26 protein-coding genes and 1 pseudogene are annotated in these 13,157 nt (G+C 50.5%); all 27 read left to right on the top strand.

Going from position 1 to position 13,157, the window contains the following annotated elements; translation table 11 throughout:
• Positions 1–352 (top strand): IS66 family transposase (locus ACR2PX_RS06815; RefSeq protein ID WP_433998610.1); only part of this gene is annotated, 352 nt, incomplete at its 5' end.
• 18 nt (positions 353–370) lie between these two features.
• Positions 371–970, top strand: a pseudogene (locus tag ACR2PX_RS06820) (SapC family protein); the annotation flags it as partial.
• 318 nt (positions 971–1,288) lie between these two features.
• Positions 1,289–1,603 carry a 30S ribosomal protein S10 gene (rpsJ, locus tag ACR2PX_RS06825; protein WP_034841731.1) on the top strand — a complete coding sequence of 105 codons (315 nt, stop codon included), beginning with the start codon at positions 1,289–1,291 and terminating at the stop codon, positions 1,601–1,603.
• A gap of 101 nt (positions 1,604–1,704) precedes the next feature.
• A complete protein-coding gene (gene rplC, locus ACR2PX_RS06830) occupies positions 1,705–2,343 on the top strand; it encodes a 50S ribosomal protein L3 (RefSeq protein ID WP_433998611.1) in 639 nt (212 codons plus the stop codon).
• A gap of 12 nt (positions 2,344–2,355) precedes the next feature.
• A complete protein-coding gene (gene rplD / locus ACR2PX_RS06835; protein ID WP_433998612.1) occupies positions 2,356–2,958 on the top strand; it encodes a 50S ribosomal protein L4 in 603 nt (200 codons plus the stop codon).
• A complete protein-coding gene (gene rplW, locus ACR2PX_RS06840) occupies positions 2,955–3,251 on the top strand; it encodes a 50S ribosomal protein L23 (protein WP_433998613.1) in 297 nt (98 codons plus the stop codon). The genes rplD and rplW overlap by 4 nt, the downstream gene beginning before the upstream one ends.
• Before the next feature lie 11 nt (positions 3,252–3,262).
• Positions 3,263–4,090, top strand: a complete 828-nt coding sequence (gene rplB, locus ACR2PX_RS06845) for a 50S ribosomal protein L2 (RefSeq protein ID WP_433998614.1) — start codon at positions 3,263–3,265, stop codon at positions 4,088–4,090.
• Between the two features lie 21 nt (positions 4,091–4,111).
• Complete coding sequence (gene rpsS / locus ACR2PX_RS06850) at positions 4,112–4,390, top strand: 30S ribosomal protein S19 (RefSeq protein ID WP_370514715.1); 279 nt, start codon at positions 4,112–4,114, stop codon at positions 4,388–4,390.
• An 11-nt stretch (positions 4,391–4,401) separates the two neighbouring features.
• Positions 4,402–4,737 (top strand): 50S ribosomal protein L22, encoded by a 336-nt coding sequence (rplV, locus tag ACR2PX_RS06855; RefSeq protein ID WP_433998615.1) that lies wholly within the window; start codon positions 4,402–4,404, stop codon positions 4,735–4,737.
• 11 nt (positions 4,738–4,748) lie between these two features.
• On the top strand, positions 4,749–5,441 hold the full coding sequence (gene rpsC / locus ACR2PX_RS06860; RefSeq protein ID WP_433998616.1) for a 30S ribosomal protein S3: 693 nt from the start codon (positions 4,749–4,751) through the stop codon (positions 5,439–5,441).
• A gap of 11 nt (positions 5,442–5,452) precedes the next feature.
• Entirely contained in the window at positions 5,453–5,866 is a 414-nt protein-coding gene (rplP, locus tag ACR2PX_RS06865; protein ID WP_034841748.1) for a 50S ribosomal protein L16, read from the top strand.
• Positions 5,866–6,057 carry a 50S ribosomal protein L29 gene (gene rpmC, locus ACR2PX_RS06870; protein WP_433998617.1) on the top strand — a complete coding sequence of 64 codons (192 nt, stop codon included), beginning with the start codon at positions 5,866–5,868 and terminating at the stop codon, positions 6,055–6,057. Before rplP ends, rpmC begins: the two co-directional genes overlap by 1 nt.
• A 2-nt stretch (positions 6,058–6,059) precedes the next feature.
• Positions 6,060–6,323, top strand: a complete 264-nt coding sequence (gene rpsQ, locus ACR2PX_RS06875; protein WP_034841753.1) for a 30S ribosomal protein S17 — start codon at positions 6,060–6,062, stop codon at positions 6,321–6,323.
• Between the two features lie 130 nt (positions 6,324–6,453).
• Entirely contained in the window at positions 6,454–6,822 is a 369-nt protein-coding gene (gene rplN / locus ACR2PX_RS06880) for a 50S ribosomal protein L14 (protein ID WP_062268071.1), read from the top strand.
• An 11-nt stretch (positions 6,823–6,833) separates the two neighbouring features.
• Positions 6,834–7,151, top strand: a complete 318-nt coding sequence (gene rplX / locus ACR2PX_RS06885) for a 50S ribosomal protein L24 (protein ID WP_433998618.1) — start codon at positions 6,834–6,836, stop codon at positions 7,149–7,151.
• An 11-nt stretch (positions 7,152–7,162) separates the two neighbouring features.
• Positions 7,163–7,702, top strand: a complete 540-nt coding sequence (gene rplE / locus ACR2PX_RS06890) for a 50S ribosomal protein L5 (protein ID WP_433998619.1) — start codon at positions 7,163–7,165, stop codon at positions 7,700–7,702.
• A gap of 15 nt (positions 7,703–7,717) precedes the next feature.
• The gene (gene rpsN, locus ACR2PX_RS06895) at positions 7,718–8,023 is read left to right on the top strand and encodes a 30S ribosomal protein S14 (RefSeq protein ID WP_433998620.1); all 306 of its coding nucleotides are present in this window, start codon (positions 7,718–7,720) and stop codon (positions 8,021–8,023) included.
• A gap of 29 nt (positions 8,024–8,052) precedes the next feature.
• A complete protein-coding gene (gene rpsH / locus ACR2PX_RS06900; protein ID WP_433998621.1) occupies positions 8,053–8,445 on the top strand; it encodes a 30S ribosomal protein S8 in 393 nt (130 codons plus the stop codon).
• A gap of 12 nt (positions 8,446–8,457) precedes the next feature.
• Positions 8,458–8,991: a 50S ribosomal protein L6 gene (gene rplF, locus ACR2PX_RS06905; RefSeq protein ID WP_433998622.1), complete on the top strand. Its 534-nt coding sequence runs from the start codon at positions 8,458–8,460 to the stop codon at positions 8,989–8,991.
• Positions 8,992–9,003: 12 nt separating this feature from the next.
• Complete coding sequence (rplR, locus tag ACR2PX_RS06910) at positions 9,004–9,354, top strand: 50S ribosomal protein L18 (protein WP_034841770.1); 351 nt, start codon at positions 9,004–9,006, stop codon at positions 9,352–9,354.
• An 11-nt stretch (positions 9,355–9,365) separates the two neighbouring features.
• Positions 9,366–9,875, top strand: a complete 510-nt coding sequence (gene rpsE / locus ACR2PX_RS06915) for a 30S ribosomal protein S5 (protein ID WP_433998623.1) — start codon at positions 9,366–9,368, stop codon at positions 9,873–9,875.
• Between the two features lie 3 nt (positions 9,876–9,878).
• Positions 9,879–10,064 (top strand): 50S ribosomal protein L30, encoded by a 186-nt coding sequence (gene rpmD / locus ACR2PX_RS06920; protein ID WP_433998624.1) that lies wholly within the window; start codon positions 9,879–9,881, stop codon positions 10,062–10,064.
• Between the two features lies 1 nt (position 10,065).
• Positions 10,066–10,500, top strand: a complete 435-nt coding sequence (gene rplO / locus ACR2PX_RS06925; RefSeq protein ID WP_433998625.1) for a 50S ribosomal protein L15 — start codon at positions 10,066–10,068, stop codon at positions 10,498–10,500.
• Complete coding sequence (gene secY, locus ACR2PX_RS06930) at positions 10,501–11,826, top strand: preprotein translocase subunit SecY (protein ID WP_433998626.1); 1,326 nt, start codon at positions 10,501–10,503, stop codon at positions 11,824–11,826.
• Positions 11,827–11,857: 31 nt separating this feature from the next.
• Positions 11,858–11,971: a 50S ribosomal protein L36 gene (gene rpmJ / locus ACR2PX_RS06935; protein ID WP_079253874.1), complete on the top strand. Its 114-nt coding sequence runs from the start codon at positions 11,858–11,860 to the stop codon at positions 11,969–11,971.
• 379 nt (positions 11,972–12,350) lie between these two features.
• Positions 12,351–12,707: a 30S ribosomal protein S13 gene (gene rpsM / locus ACR2PX_RS06940; RefSeq protein WP_433998627.1), complete on the top strand. Its 357-nt coding sequence runs from the start codon at positions 12,351–12,353 to the stop codon at positions 12,705–12,707.
• Positions 12,708–12,759: 52 nt separating this feature from the next.
• A complete protein-coding gene (rpsK, locus tag ACR2PX_RS06945; RefSeq protein ID WP_034841784.1) occupies positions 12,760–13,149 on the top strand; it encodes a 30S ribosomal protein S11 in 390 nt (129 codons plus the stop codon).
• The last annotated feature ends 8 nt before the right edge of the window (positions 13,150–13,157 follow it).

Genomic DNA, 13,157 nt, shown 5'->3' on the forward strand with positions numbered 1-13,157 from the left:
GTACATGGAGCGTAGACGAAAACGGCTCGGACTTGATAAAACAAAAAACACCAAGGCTTTTAATCTCTTCAAACGATTAGTGAATTTCAAGGAAGAAACCTTGAGATTCATGACCAACTTCGACATCCCCTTCGACATTCCCTTCGACAATAACGGCAGTGAACAAGATGTCAGAAACGGCAAGGTGAAACAGAAAATATCGGGCTGTTTCAGGAGTAAAAAGGGAGCCAAATATTACTGTCGGATACGAAGTTATGTGTCATCGGCGAGAAAGCAGGGTCAGAATATTTTCGAAGCTCTGCTTATAGCTCTGAAGAATTATGGTAATCATCCTTTGCTGGGTGCTGAATAGTTACACTCATTCACCAAAGAGGTTAGCTCAGTGCCTTTGGCGGGTATTGAATTCTTCGAGGCCAGTCGGGATATGCCGGTTCTCTTTGGTAAAGATGAGGAAGGTGGGTATTTTCCATTAGTGATGTTGTCGCTTATGGAGGGAGAGCATCGGCAGCTTGATACGGAAGGGGGTTGGGGTGATAGCTATGTTCCGGCCTTTATCAGGCGGTACCCATTTGCTCTAACGGATGATGGTACGGTCTGTTTTGATCAGAAGGCGGGGCAGTTAAAGTCGGAAGAGGGTGACTTGCTTTTTGATGGTGAGGGAGAGGGGACGCAGGTGTTGCAAAATATCATCCAGTTCCTGAGTAGTTTTGAGCAGCAGTATAAAGAAACCCGCCGCTACTGCGATCAGTGTAATGAATTTGATTTGTTCGTACCCTTTAATCTGAAAGTGAGTGCGGGTGGTGACAAACCGTTAAAGTTGGATGGTTTGTATGTGATTGATGAGAAGAAGCTGAATGAGATTCCTGAGTCATCGGTTTCGGAGTGGTTTAAGTCGGGCTGGCTAGCTTGGACTTATGCTCATTTGCATTCGATTGGTGCGCTGAGTCGATTGATTAAAAAACAGAGTTGATACTACTGTTCTGTTTTATATTGGTTCGATCGTACAAGAATATTATAGTGCTGCCGTTCATTTTTTAGCGTAAATCTTTGGGGTGGGTTGGCAGCCTGCTCTACTCTCCTTAGCAATTTTCCTTATCACATTGCTCGTCTTGTTGCGTTATCATGCTGCTCTTAATATGCGTGCGGTGGCTGAAGCAAGTGTCTGTGTGTTTTTCATCTGGCACTTGTGTTGACTTTAAGTTTTGTGCTTAGTAGAATTCCGCGTCCTTTTGTCTAGGTGGCAATGTTCACCGGACTTAGTTCTTTATTGATATATGGTTACAACAAGATGAGTCAAGCTCAGCAGATTCGCATTCGTTTAAAGGCTTTTGATCATCGCCTGATCGACCAGTCCACGCAGGAAATCGTAGATACTGCGAAGCGTACTGGTGCTCAAGTGCGTGGTCCAATCCCTCTGCCAACCCGAAAAGAACGTTTTACTGTTCTGATCTCTCCTCACGTAAACAAAGATGCGCGTGATCAGTATGAGATTCGTACACATAAACGTCTTCTCGACATTATCGAGCCCACCGAAAAGACCGTTGACGCACTGATGAAGCTGGACTTGGCAGCCGGCGTTGAAGTGCAAATCAGTCTCGGTTAATAGCGGCGCGGGCAGCCATTCAGTGTGCACAATACTTTTGTGTAACGCTCTGGAATGAGCGGCCATAGTGGGTGAAAGCCCCGTACACGAGAGAGGTTGAAATGACTATTGGATTAGTCGGTAAGAAGTGCGGCATGACCCGTATCTTCACAGAAGACGGTGCTTCAGTACCAGTCACTGTAATTGAGGTTGATCCTAACCGTATCACCCAGGTTAAAAACCAGGATGTAGACGGTTACAGCGCAGTTCAGGTGACTACCGGTGCTAAAAAAAGCAGCCGTGTTCGTAAGCCAGAAGCTGGTCACTTTGCGAAAGCAAAGGTAGAAGCCGGTCGTGGTCTTTGGGAATTCCGTGTTGATGATTCTGGTTCTTATGAACTGGGTCAGTTGATCGGAGTAGACCTGTTCGAGCAAGGTCAGAAAGTAGATGTAACTGGGCAGTCCAAAGGTAAGGGCTTCCAGGGTGGCGTAAAGCGTTGGAACTTCCATATGCAAGACGCTACACACGGTAACTCTCTGTCTCACCGTGCTCCTGGTTCCATCGGTCAGTGTCAGACCCCAGGTCGTGTCTTCAAAGGTAAGAAGATGGCTGGACATATGGGTGCTGAGAAAGTGACCGTTCAGTCCCTGGAAATCGTTCGCGTTGACGCTGAACGTAATCTGCTGCTGGTAAAGGGTGCAGTGCCTGGTGCAACTGGCGCTGACGTTATCGTTAAAGCTGCAGTTAAAGCGCGCGCCTGAGGGGATTAGACGATGGAATTGAATGTAACAGGTGCTGGTACGGTTCAAGTCTCTGACGTGACCTTCGGTACTGAATTCAACGAAAGCCTGGTTCACCAGACTGTAGTTGCTTTCATGGCCGGTGCTCGTCAAGGTACCCGTGCTCAGAAAACCCGTAGCGAAGTAAGCGGCGGTGGACGCAAGCCCTGGCGTCAAAAAGGTACTGGCCGTGCGCGTGCTGGTACTATTCGTAGCCCACTGTGGAAAGGGGGCGGTAAATCTTTTGCTGCTAAGCCACAGGATCATGCTCAGAAGCTGAACAAGAAAATGTATCGCGGTGCTCTGCGTTCTATCTTGTCCGAGTTGATTCGTCAGGAGCGTCTGGTTGTTGTTGAGAGCCTGGCTGTCGACACTCCTAAGACCAAACTGATGGTCTCCAGGCTGAAAGAGCTGAATGTAGAGAGCGGTCTGATCGTTTCTGATGAAGTTGATCAGAATCTGTATCTGGCTACTCGCAACATTCCTCATGTGGACGCGCGTGACGTACAAGGCGTTGACCCTGTCAGCCTGATCGCTCATGAGAAAGTCGTGATGACTGTTGCAGCCATCAAGAAATTCGAGGAGATGCTGGGATGAACCAGGAACGTATTTACAAAGTTCTGCTTGGTCCGCACATTTCCGAGAAGGCGACAGTGGTTGCTGAAGAGCATGGCCAGTACGTCTTCAAGGTAGCAAAGGACGCAACCAAGCTTGAGATTAAGCAAGCGGTAGAGCAGCTGTTCGAAGTCAGTGTTGACGCTGTTCGTACAGCAGTTGTTAAAGGTAAGACCAAGCGTACTCGCTTCGGTATGGGCAAGCGCTCAGACTGGAAGAAAGCGTACGTGAGTCTGGCGCAGGGTCAAGAGATTGACTTTGCCGACGCGGAATAAGGAGTTACAGGATGGCCGTAATTAAGTGCAAGCCGACTTCTCCGGGTCGTCGCTTTGTAGTCAAGGTTGTAAACCCTGACCTCCATAAGGGTCGCCCATACGCGCCTCTGGTGGAAAAGAAGAGCAAGACTGGTGGTCGTAATAACGCTGGTCGTATCACTACCCGTCATCGTGGTGGTGGTCATAAGCAGCACTATCGTCTGGTAGACTTCCGTCGCAACAAGGATGGCATCCCAGCTGTCGTTGAGCGTCTGGAGTACGATCCAAATCGTACCGCTTACATCGCCCTGTTGAAGTACATGGACGGTGAGCGTCGTTACATTATCGCACCTAAAAGTGTGAAAGCCGGTGACGAGCTGTACTCTGGTGTTGATGCTCCTATCAAGCCAGGCAACACACTGCCTCTGCGTAATATTCCGCAGGGTTCTGTAGTGCATTGTGTTGAGCTCAAGCCAGGCAAGGGTGCGCAGATGATGCGCAGTGCTGGTACTTCCGCTCAGGTTGTAGCGCGTGATGGTGCTTATGTAACCTTGCGTCTGCGTTCTGGTGAAATGCGTAAAGTACTGGCTGACTGTCGTGCAACTCTGGGTGAAGCCTCTAACAGCGAGCACAACCTGCGCTCTCTGGGTAAGGCTGGTGCCAAGCGTTGGCGTGGTGTTCGTCCGACCGTTCGTGGTGTTGCCATGAACCCGGTAGATCACCCACATGGTGGTGGTGAAGGTCGTACTTCCGGTGGTCGTCACCCAGTGACGCCTTGGGGTGTTCCGACTAAGGGTCGTAAGACTCGTTCCAACAAGCGTACGGATAAAATGATCGTACGTCGTCGCAGCGCGAAGTAAGCCTAGAGAGAGGATACGACAGTGCCACGTTCTTTGAAGAAAGGCCCATTTATCGACCTTCACCTGCTGAAGAAAGTCGAAGATGCGGCTGATAGCGGCAACAAGCGTCCGATCAAGACCTGGTCGCGCCGCTCTATGATCCTGCCAAATATGGTAGGTCTGACCATCGCCGTTCATAACGGTCGCCAGCATGTGCCTGTTTTCGTTAGCGAAGACATGGTAGGCCATAAGCTGGGTGAGTTTGCTGCTACCCGCACCTATCGCGGTCACGCTGCAGACAAGAAGGCCAAGAAGCGCTAAGAGGGTAAGAAATGAAAGAAGTAGCTGCTATTCATAAAGGCGCTCGCATTTCTGCCCAGAAAGCGCGCCTGGTTGCTGACCAGATTCGAGGCAAAGCCGTTGGCGACGCCCTCGAGCTGCTGGCATTCAGCCCTAAAAAGGCTGCAGAGCTGGTCAAGAAGGTGTTGGAATCTGCGATTGCTAATGCAGAGCACAACGAAGGCATGGATATCGATGAGCTGACAGTGTCTACTATCTTCGTTGACGAAGGTATGACCATGAAGCGCATCCGTCCACGTGCCAAGGGCCGTGCCGATCGCATTCTGAAGCGGTCTTGCCATATCACGGTTAAGGTTGCAGAGGTCTAAGGAGCGATCACATGGGTCAGAAAGTTCATCCAAATGGGATCCGACTGGGCATCGTAAAGCCCCACAGATCTGTATGGTTTGCTGAAGGTCAGGAATATGCTGACAAGCTGATTACAGACCTGGAAGTTCGTGATTTCCTGCAAAAGAAGCTGAAAAATGCTTCCGTAAGCCGCATCGACATCCAGCGCCCTGCTCAAAGCGCTCGCGTTACCATTCACACTGCCCGTCCAGGCATCGTGATTGGTAAAAAAGGCGAAGACGTTGAGAAGCTGCGCCAAGCTGTTACCAAGATGATGGGCGTACCTGTTCATATCAACATTGAAGAAGTTCGCAAGCCCGAACTGGACGCAATGTTGGTTGCACAGTCCATCGCTGGTCAGCTGGAGCGTCGTGTTATGTTCCGTCGTGCCATGAAGCGTTCTGTACAGAATGCTATGCGTCTGGGCGCGAAGGGCATCAAGGTGCAAATTAGTGGTCGTCTTGGCGGCGCTGAAATTGCTCGTACCGAATGGTATCGTGAGGGTCGCGTACCTCTGCACACACTGCGTGCAGACATCGATTACGCATCTTATGAAGCCCTGACTACCTACGGTATCCTGGGTGTTAAAGTATGGATCTTCAAAGGCGAAGTGATTGGCGGAGTGGTTCCTGAGGAGCCGAAAGAGCCAGCCAAACGTCCTAAGAAGAGACAGGCTAAGAAGTAAGGAGCGCGGTAATGTTACAGCCAAAGCGTACGAAATTTCGTAAGCAACAAAAGGGTCGTAATCGAGGCCTGGCACACCGCGGCTCCACTGTTAGCTTCGGTGAATACGCATTGAAAGCAACCGGTCGTGGACGTATAACTGCTCGCCAGATTGAAGCAGCTCGTCGTGCCATGACTCGTCACATCAAGCGTGGTGGTAAAATCTGGATTCGCGTCTTCCCTGACAAGCCGATCTCCAAGAAACCTCTCGAGGTTCGAATGGGTAAAGGTAAGGGTAGTGTTGAGTACTGGGTAGCACAGATCCAGCCGGGTCGTGTCCTGTACGAAATGGAAGGTGTGTCCGAAGAGCTGGCTCGCGAGGCATTTGCCCTGGCTGCAGCCAAGCTTCCAGTGGAAACTGCCTTCGTTAAGCGGAGCGTGATGTGATGAAAGCTGCTGAATTGCGTGAAAAAACTGTTGATCAGCTCAATGAAGAGTTGATCACACTGCTGCGGGATCAGTTTAATTTCCGCATGCAGAAAGCGACTGGCCAGCTGAATCAGACTCATCTGCTGAAGCAAACCAGGCGCGACATCGCCCGTATTAAGACGGCGTTGAATGAGAAGGCAGGTATTTAACGATGGCTGAAGACAAGAAAGTCCGTACTCTGACCGGTAAGGTTGTGAGTGACAAGATGGACAAGACCGTCACCGTTCTTATTGAGCGCCGTGTTAAACATCCGCTCTACGGTAAGATCGTTAAGCGGTCCACCAAGTTGCACGCTCACGACGAAAACAATGACTGCCGTATGGGTGACATTGTTACAATCAAGGAAACACGTCCTTTGTCTAAGTCCAAGACATTTGAATTGGTTTCCATTGATGAGCGTGCTACTCAAATATAAGGCCACGGTGCCTAGAGTCTGAGTAGTGCCTGTGTTGAAAGGCACTGGCAGCGAATGACCGGTTTTCGAATCGGTCGCTCTTACTTTGACTGACGGGTACCCGTCTGCAGTTTGGGCTTGGAGAATAAGCATGATCCAGACAGAATCTCAACTCGAAGTAGCCGATAACTCCGGCGCTCGTCGAGTACAGTGTATCAAGGTGTTGGGCGGGTCCCATCGCCGCTACGCCCACATCGGCGACATCATCAAAGTTACCGTTAAGGAAGCAATTCCTCGCGGTAAGGTCAAAAAAGGCCAGGTGATGAACGCAGTTGTAGTGCGTACTAAAAAAGGCGTTCGTCGTCCAGACGGTTCCGTAATCCGCTTCGATGGCAATGCTGCCGTTCTGCTGAACGCAAGCAATCAGCCAATCGGTACCCGTATCTTTGGGCCAGTGACTCGTGAATTGCGCGGTGAGCAATTCATGAAGATCATTTCCCTGGCACCAGAAGTACTGTAAGGGAGCAGGAAATGAAAAAGATCCGTCGTGACGACGAAGTTATCGTCATTGCTGGCAAGGACAAAGGTAAGCGCGGCAAAGTGCAAACCGTTCGTGCCGATGGCAAGCTGATTGTTTCTGGTATCAATATGATCAAGAAACATCAAAAGCCTAACCCAATGCTGGGCACCCCTGGTGGCATCGTTGAAAAAGAAGCGCCTATTCAGGCTTCCAACGTTGCAGTCCTGAACACAGAAACCGATAAGGCTGATCGCGTCGGCATTGCTATCTCTGAAGATGGCAAGAAGCAGCGCGTGTTCAAGTCTAGCGGTAAGCCGGTTGACGCGTAAGGGGTGGCATAATGGCAAACTTCAAGACTCAATATCGTGAAGAAATTCTCCCCAAGCTCAAAGAAGAGCTGGGTGTGAGCAATGTTCACGAAGTACCTCGCATCACCAAGATCACCCTGAACATGGGTGTGGGTGAGGCGATCGGTGACAAGAAAGTCATCGAAAGCGCTGTTGCTGACATGGAAAAAATTGCCGGTCAGAAAGCAGTAGTTACCATGGCACGTAAATCCGTTGCAGGCTTCAAAGTTCGTGAAGGCTGGCCAATCGGTGTTAAAGTGACCCTGCGTGACGAACGTATGTACGAATTCCTGGAGCGTCTGGTTGACATTGCTCTGCCTCGTGTTCGTGACTTCCGTGGCATCAGCCCGAAGTCATTTGACGGTCGTGGCAACTACAGCATGGGTGTCAAAGAGCAGATCATCTTCCCGGAAATCGATTACGATAAAGTTGACGCTCTGCGTGGTCTGGATATTACCCTGACTACCACAGCCAAGACTGATGACGAAGGCCGTGCATTGCTGAAAGCCTTCAACTTCCCATTCCGTAACTGATTAAGGTACAAGCCCATGGCAAAAGTATCCATGAAGCAGCGGGAGTTGAAGCGTCAGCGCACCGTTGCCAAGTTTGCAGAGAAGCGCGCTGCGCTGAAGGCGATCATCAGCAGCCCAAGCAGCTCAGAAGATGAGCAGTGGGATGCTGTAGTAGCACTGCAGAAGCAGCCACGTGATGCTAGTTCATCTCGTCTGCGTAATCGCTGCCGTGTAACAGGTCGCCCTCACGGTTACCTGCGTAAATTCGGCCTGAGCCGCATCAAGTTGCGTGAAGCAGCTATGCGTGGTGACGTCCCAGGTCTGGTTAAGGCCAGCTGGTAAGCGCGATTGATCTTCTGGAGAGATAGATAATGAGTATGCAGGACCCGTTAGCAGATATGCTAACTCGTATCCGTAATGCCCAAATGGCAGAACATGCATCTGTCGAAATGCCCTCTTCCAAGGTAAAGGCTGCTGTAGCCAAAGTACTGAAGGAAGAAGGTTATATTACTGATGCACGTGTTGAAGGCGAAATTCAGAAAACTCTGGTTATCGACCTGAAATACTATGAAGGCAAGCCAGTTATTGAAAACCTGAAGCGCGCTAGCCGCCCAGGTCTTCGTACTTATGCCGGTAAAGAAGGTCTGCCTAAAGTTAAAGGCGGCCTTGGTATTGCCATCGTTTCTACCAACAAAGGTGTAATGACCGATCGTGCTGCTCGCGCAGCCGGTGTTGGTGGCGAAATTCTTTGCACCGTATTCTAAGGGAGGGGTGAGATGTCTCGAGTAGCAAAAAGCCCTGTAGAAATCCCTGCTGGTGTTGAGATTAAGCTGAATGGTCAGCACATTGCTATCAAGGGTGGCAAGGGTCAACTGGAGCTGAGCATTCACTCCAATGTTGAAGTAAAGCAGGAAGAAAACGTCCTGACTTTCGAAGCCCGTGATGGCGCCAAGCATTCTCGTGCACTGGCTGGTACTACACGCGCTCTGGTAAACAATATGGTTACCGGTGTGACCGCTGGTTTCGAAAAGAAACTGAAGCTGGTCGGTGTAGGTTATCGAGCGCAGGCTAAGGGCAAGAGCCTGAATCTGAACCTCGGCTTCTCGCATCCGGTTGACTACAGTCTGCCAGAAGGCGTAACTGCGGAAACTCCAAGCCAGACTGAGATCCTGATTAAAGGGATCGACAAACAGCTGGTTGGACAGGTTGCAGCGGAAATCCGTGAATTCCGTCGTCCTGAGCCATATAAAGGCAAAGGTGTCCGCTATATCGACGAACATGTTCGTCGTAAAGAAGCCAAGAAAAAGTAAGGTAGGGTGATCATGATTGATAAAAATTCTGCTCGCCTGCGCCGTGCCCGCCGTGCACGGATGAAGATGCGTGAACTGGGCGCTAACCGTCTCAGCGTTCATCGCACACCTCGTCATATTTATGCGCAGGTGGTTGCCCCTGAGGGTGACAAGGTGCTGGCCTCTGCCTCCACCGTTGAGAAGGAGCTTCGTGGCGAAGCAACCGGTAACGTTGATGCTGCTAAAAAAGTGGGTGCTCTGATTGCTGAGCGCGCAAAAGCAGCCGGTGTTGCCAAGGTCGCTTTCGACCGCTCCGGTTACAAGTATCACGGTCGTGTTAAGGCTCTCGCCGATGCAGCCCGTGAAGCCGGTCTGGAATTCTGAGGGTAGGCATCATGGCGAAAGATGAGCGTAAACAACAAAACGACGAAGGTCTGATTGAAAAGCTGGTACAGGTCAACCGAGTAGCCAAAGTGGTGAAAGGTGGTCGTATCTTCGGTTTCACAGCCCTGACCGTTGTTGGTGATGGTAAAGGTAAAGTAGGCTTCGGTCGTGGCAAGGCGCGTGAAGTGCCTGTTGCTATCCAGAAGGCTATGGAAGCTGCCCGTCGCAACATGATTCAGGTAGACCTGAACGGTGACACCCTGCAGTACCCTGTGAAAGCCCGTCACGGTGCTTCCAAGGTATACATGCAGCCTGCTTCTGCAGGTACTGGTGTAATTGCCGGTGGTGCTATGCGTGCCGTTCTGGAAGTAGCTGGCGTACATAACGTACTGGCCAAATGCTACGGTTCCACCAACCCTGTAAACGTTGTTAATGCAACTTTTAAGGGCCTGCGCGACATGCGTTCTCCTGACGACATTGCTGCCAAGCGTGGCAAGTCTGTAGAGGATATCCTGGGGTAAGTCATGGCTGAGAAGAAGATCAAAGTGACGCTCGTAAAGAGCACTAACGGTCGCCTCGAAAGCCATAAGGCTTGCGTCCGTGGCCTGGGTCTGCGTCGCATCAACCACACGGTTGAAGTGGAAGATACTCCTTCCGTTCGCGGCATGATCAACAAGGTTAACTACCTCGTTAAGGTCGAAGGAGAATAACATGCGTCTAAATACTCTGAGTCCTGCTGAAGGCAGTCGTAAAGAGCGTAAGCGTGTTGGCCGTGGTATCGGCTCTGGTCATGGTAAGACTGGTGGTCGTGGTCATAAAGGTCAGAAGTCCCGTTCCGGTGGTTCTGTAAGACCAGGTTTTGAAGGCGGTCAGCAGCCACTGCAGCGTCGTCTTCCAAAGTACGGTTTTACTTCACGTAAGGCGCGTTTCACTGCTGAAATTCGTCTGCATGAACTGGCTAAGGTTGAATCCGATGTGATCGATCTTGCGGCTCTGAAGGCTGCAGATCTGATCAACGGTAGTATCCTGCGTGCGAAAGTGGTACTGTCCGGCGAACTGAACAAGGCCGTAACACTGAAAGGTGTGGCAGCTACCAAGGGCGCTCGCGCCGCGATCGAAGCTGCTGGTGGTAAGATCGAGGACTAAATGGCTAAGACACTACCTGTTGGGAATCAAAGCGGGTTAGGCGAGTTAATTTCTCGCCTCAAATTCGTATTTCTGGCGATCCTGGTTTATCGGATCGGAGCTCACATTCCTGTTCCGGGCATCAACCCTGATGCCCTGGCACGGATGTTTCAACAAAATGAAGGCACTATCCTGGGCCTGTTCAACATGTTCTCCGGTGGTGCACTGGAGCGTATGTCGGTACTGGCTCTGGGGATCATGCCTTACATTTCGGCGTCCATCATCATTCAGTTGATGACCGTGGTCAGTCCGCAGTTGGAGCAGTTGAAAAAGGAAGGTGAATCGGGTCGACGCAAGATCAGTCAGTATACGCGCTACCTGACAGTGTTGCTGGCGTTCGTCCAGGGTATGGGTATGACCGTAGGTCTGGCCAACCAGGGCGTAGCGTTCAATCCTGATATCAGCTTCTATGTTGTGGCTGTTGTAACTTTCGTAACCGGTGCTGTCTTTATGATGTGGCTGGGTGAGCAAGTTACTGAGCGCGGGATTGGTAATGGCATCTCTATCCTGATTTTTGCAGGTATTGTCGCTGGTCTTCCTAGCGCTATCGGGCGGTCTTTCGAGTCCGCCCGACAGGGTGACATCAATATTCTGGCACTGCTCGCAATTGCCCTGTTGGCAATCGCAATAATCGCATTCGTGGTATTCATTGAACGCGGTCAACGCCGTATAACTGTCAATTACGCCAAGCGTCAGCAAGGTCGTAAAGTGTTTGCGGCACAGAGCAGTCATTTGCCTCTGAAAGTGAATATGGCCGGTGTTATTCCTGCTATCTTTGCTTCCAGCCTTCTTTTGTTCCCAGCCTCCATTGCACAATGGTTTGGTCAGGGTGAAGGTTGGGAATGGCTTCAGGATATTGCACTTGCATTGGGGCCAGGCCAGCCGCTGAACATAGTTCTGTTCTCGGCAGGGATCATCTTTTTCTGCTTCTTCTATACTGCTCTGGTCTTCAATCCGAAGGACGTTGCAGACAACCTGAAGAAGTCAGGGGCGTTCATTCCAGGTATTCGTCCTGGTGAACAGTCCGCTCGATATATTGATGGTGTCCTGACTCGTCTGACCATGTTTGGCGCTCTCTATATGACAGCAGTATGTCTGTTGCCACAGTTCCTGGTAGTTTCGGCTAACGTGCCTTTCTATCTGGGAGGTACCAGTCTGCTGATCGTGGTAGTGGTCGTCATGGATACCATGGCTCAGGTGCAATCACACCTGATGTCACATCAGTACGAGTCACTGCTGAAGAAATCCAATCTTAAGGGCTACGGTGGTGGTGGCCTGATCCGCTAACACCGGTTCTGCAACGATTGTGGAGTGAATAATGAAAGTACGTGCGTCGGTTAAGAAAATCTGCCGTAACTGCAAGATTATCAAGCGTAAGGGCACAGTTCGTGTGATTTGCGTTGAGCCACGTCACAAGCAGCGTCAAGGCTGATTGTGCATGAGGTCTTTCGGAATATTCCGGGCTGTTAAGGTCTGACCTCATAAGGCTACAGACAAATACAACCGCTTATGAGTATCATGAGCGGTTGTATTTTGTCGTAGGTGGGATTAAAATTTCCGCCTTTCGACCTGTTAGTTGTATAAGCATCTAACAATGAGTTGGATGAGAAGGCTTTATTGCATTCTCTACAGTGTCTTCAGGTACTGGTCCGACTCAACGTTGTCTGCCTTTAGATAGCGAAGTAGATAAACATCGCGAAGCTGGCTGAAAAGCTGGTTAGAAGTCTACAGGCGAAAATAACCGTGAACTCAAAATGTCCCTGTCTTTCCAGGCAAGGATGAACTCACGGGAAACAAACGGAGACGATTGAATGGCCCGTATTGCTGGCGTCAACATTCCGGATAACAAACATGCTGTTATCTCGTTGACCTACATATTCGGCATCGGTAAGACCACAGCCAAACAGCTGTGCGAAACCACTGGCGTTAAGCCAGAAGCCAAAGTTGCTGATCTGAGCGAAGAACAACTTGAGTCTCTGCGTGGTGAAATCACCAAGCTGGACGTTGAAGGTGATCTTCGTCGTGAAATCAGCATGAACATTAAGCGCCTCATGGACTTGGGTTGCTACCGTGGTATTCGCCACCGTCGCAGTCTGCCGGTTCGTGGTCAGCGTTCCAAGACGAATGCTCGCACCCGTAAGGGTCCTCGCAAGCCTATTCGTAAGTAAGTATCACTTAAGAATGGTTTTACCGTTCTTATGAAACAGGATTTATTCTGATATGGCAAAGCCAGGTACTCGTTCACGTAAGAAGGTTAAAAAGCAGGTTGTTGACGGTGTAGCTCACATCCACGCTTCTTTTAACAACACTATCGTGACCATTACCGATCGTCAGGGCAACGCTCTGGCCTGGGCCACAGCCGGCGGTTCCGGTTTCCGTGGTTCTCGTAAGAGCACGCCGTTTGCAGCACAGGTTGCTGCTGAGCGTGCAGGCCAAGCTGCTGCTGAATACGGTCTGAAGAATCTGGATGTCTGCGTGAAAGGACCTGGTCCTGGCCGCGAATCCGCTGTACGCGCACTGAACGCTTGTGGTTACAAGATCACTAACATCACTGATGTTACTCCGATCCCCCACAACGGTTGTCGTCCGCCTAAAAAGCGTCGTGTATAAGCAGGAGT

It is taken from the genome of Endozoicomonas sp. (assembly GCF_051008435.1).
GTDB lineage: Bacteria > Pseudomonadota > Gammaproteobacteria > Pseudomonadales > Endozoicomonadaceae > Endozoicomonas_A.

Bases quoted from the DNA above. Each gene is read 5' to 3' on its own strand.
- rplF (WP_433998622.1), top strand. From the start codon at position 8,458: ATGTCTCGAGTAGCAAAAAGCCCTGTAGAAATCCCTGCTGGTGTTGAG.
- rplD (WP_433998612.1), top strand. From the start codon at position 2,356: ATGGAATTGAATGTAACAGGTGCTGGTACGGTTCAAGTCTCTGACGTG.
- rpsK (WP_034841784.1), top strand. From the start codon at position 12,760: ATGGCAAAGCCAGGTACTCGTTCACGTAAGAAGGTTAAAAAGCAGGTT.
- rplN (WP_062268071.1), top strand. From the start codon at position 6,454: ATGATCCAGACAGAATCTCAACTCGAAGTAGCCGATAACTCCGGCGCT.
- rplB (WP_433998614.1), top strand. From the start codon at position 3,263: ATGGCCGTAATTAAGTGCAAGCCGACTTCTCCGGGTCGTCGCTTTGTA.
- rpsM (WP_433998627.1), top strand. From the start codon at position 12,351: ATGGCCCGTATTGCTGGCGTCAACATTCCGGATAACAAACATGCTGTT.
- rpsE (WP_433998623.1), top strand. From the start codon at position 9,366: ATGGCGAAAGATGAGCGTAAACAACAAAACGACGAAGGTCTGATTGAA.
- rpsN (WP_433998620.1), top strand. From the start codon at position 7,718: ATGGCAAAAGTATCCATGAAGCAGCGGGAGTTGAAGCGTCAGCGCACC.
- rpsJ (WP_034841731.1), top strand. From the start codon at position 1,289: ATGAGTCAAGCTCAGCAGATTCGCATTCGTTTAAAGGCTTTTGATCAT.
- rplX (WP_433998618.1), top strand. From the start codon at position 6,834: ATGAAAAAGATCCGTCGTGACGACGAAGTTATCGTCATTGCTGGCAAG.
- secY (WP_433998626.1), top strand. From the start codon at position 10,501: ATGGCTAAGACACTACCTGTTGGGAATCAAAGCGGGTTAGGCGAGTTA.
- rpsQ (WP_034841753.1), top strand. From the start codon at position 6,060: ATGGCTGAAGACAAGAAAGTCCGTACTCTGACCGGTAAGGTTGTGAGT.
- rplC (WP_433998611.1), top strand. From the start codon at position 1,705: ATGACTATTGGATTAGTCGGTAAGAAGTGCGGCATGACCCGTATCTTC.
- rpmJ (WP_079253874.1), top strand. From the start codon at position 11,858: ATGAAAGTACGTGCGTCGGTTAAGAAAATCTGCCGTAACTGCAAGATT.
- rplW (WP_433998613.1), top strand. From the start codon at position 2,955: ATGAACCAGGAACGTATTTACAAAGTTCTGCTTGGTCCGCACATTTCC.
- rplV (WP_433998615.1), top strand. From the start codon at position 4,402: ATGAAAGAAGTAGCTGCTATTCATAAAGGCGCTCGCATTTCTGCCCAG.
- rplO (WP_433998625.1), top strand. From the start codon at position 10,066: ATGCGTCTAAATACTCTGAGTCCTGCTGAAGGCAGTCGTAAAGAGCGT.
- rpsH (WP_433998621.1), top strand. From the start codon at position 8,053: ATGAGTATGCAGGACCCGTTAGCAGATATGCTAACTCGTATCCGTAAT.
- rpmD (WP_433998624.1), top strand. From the start codon at position 9,879: ATGGCTGAGAAGAAGATCAAAGTGACGCTCGTAAAGAGCACTAACGGT.
- rplE (WP_433998619.1), top strand. From the start codon at position 7,163: ATGGCAAACTTCAAGACTCAATATCGTGAAGAAATTCTCCCCAAGCTC.
- rpmC (WP_433998617.1), top strand. From the start codon at position 5,866: ATGAAAGCTGCTGAATTGCGTGAAAAAACTGTTGATCAGCTCAATGAA.
- rpsC (WP_433998616.1), top strand. From the start codon at position 4,749: ATGGGTCAGAAAGTTCATCCAAATGGGATCCGACTGGGCATCGTAAAG.
- rplP (WP_034841748.1), top strand. From the start codon at position 5,453: ATGTTACAGCCAAAGCGTACGAAATTTCGTAAGCAACAAAAGGGTCGT.
- rplR (WP_034841770.1), top strand. From the start codon at position 9,004: ATGATTGATAAAAATTCTGCTCGCCTGCGCCGTGCCCGCCGTGCACGG.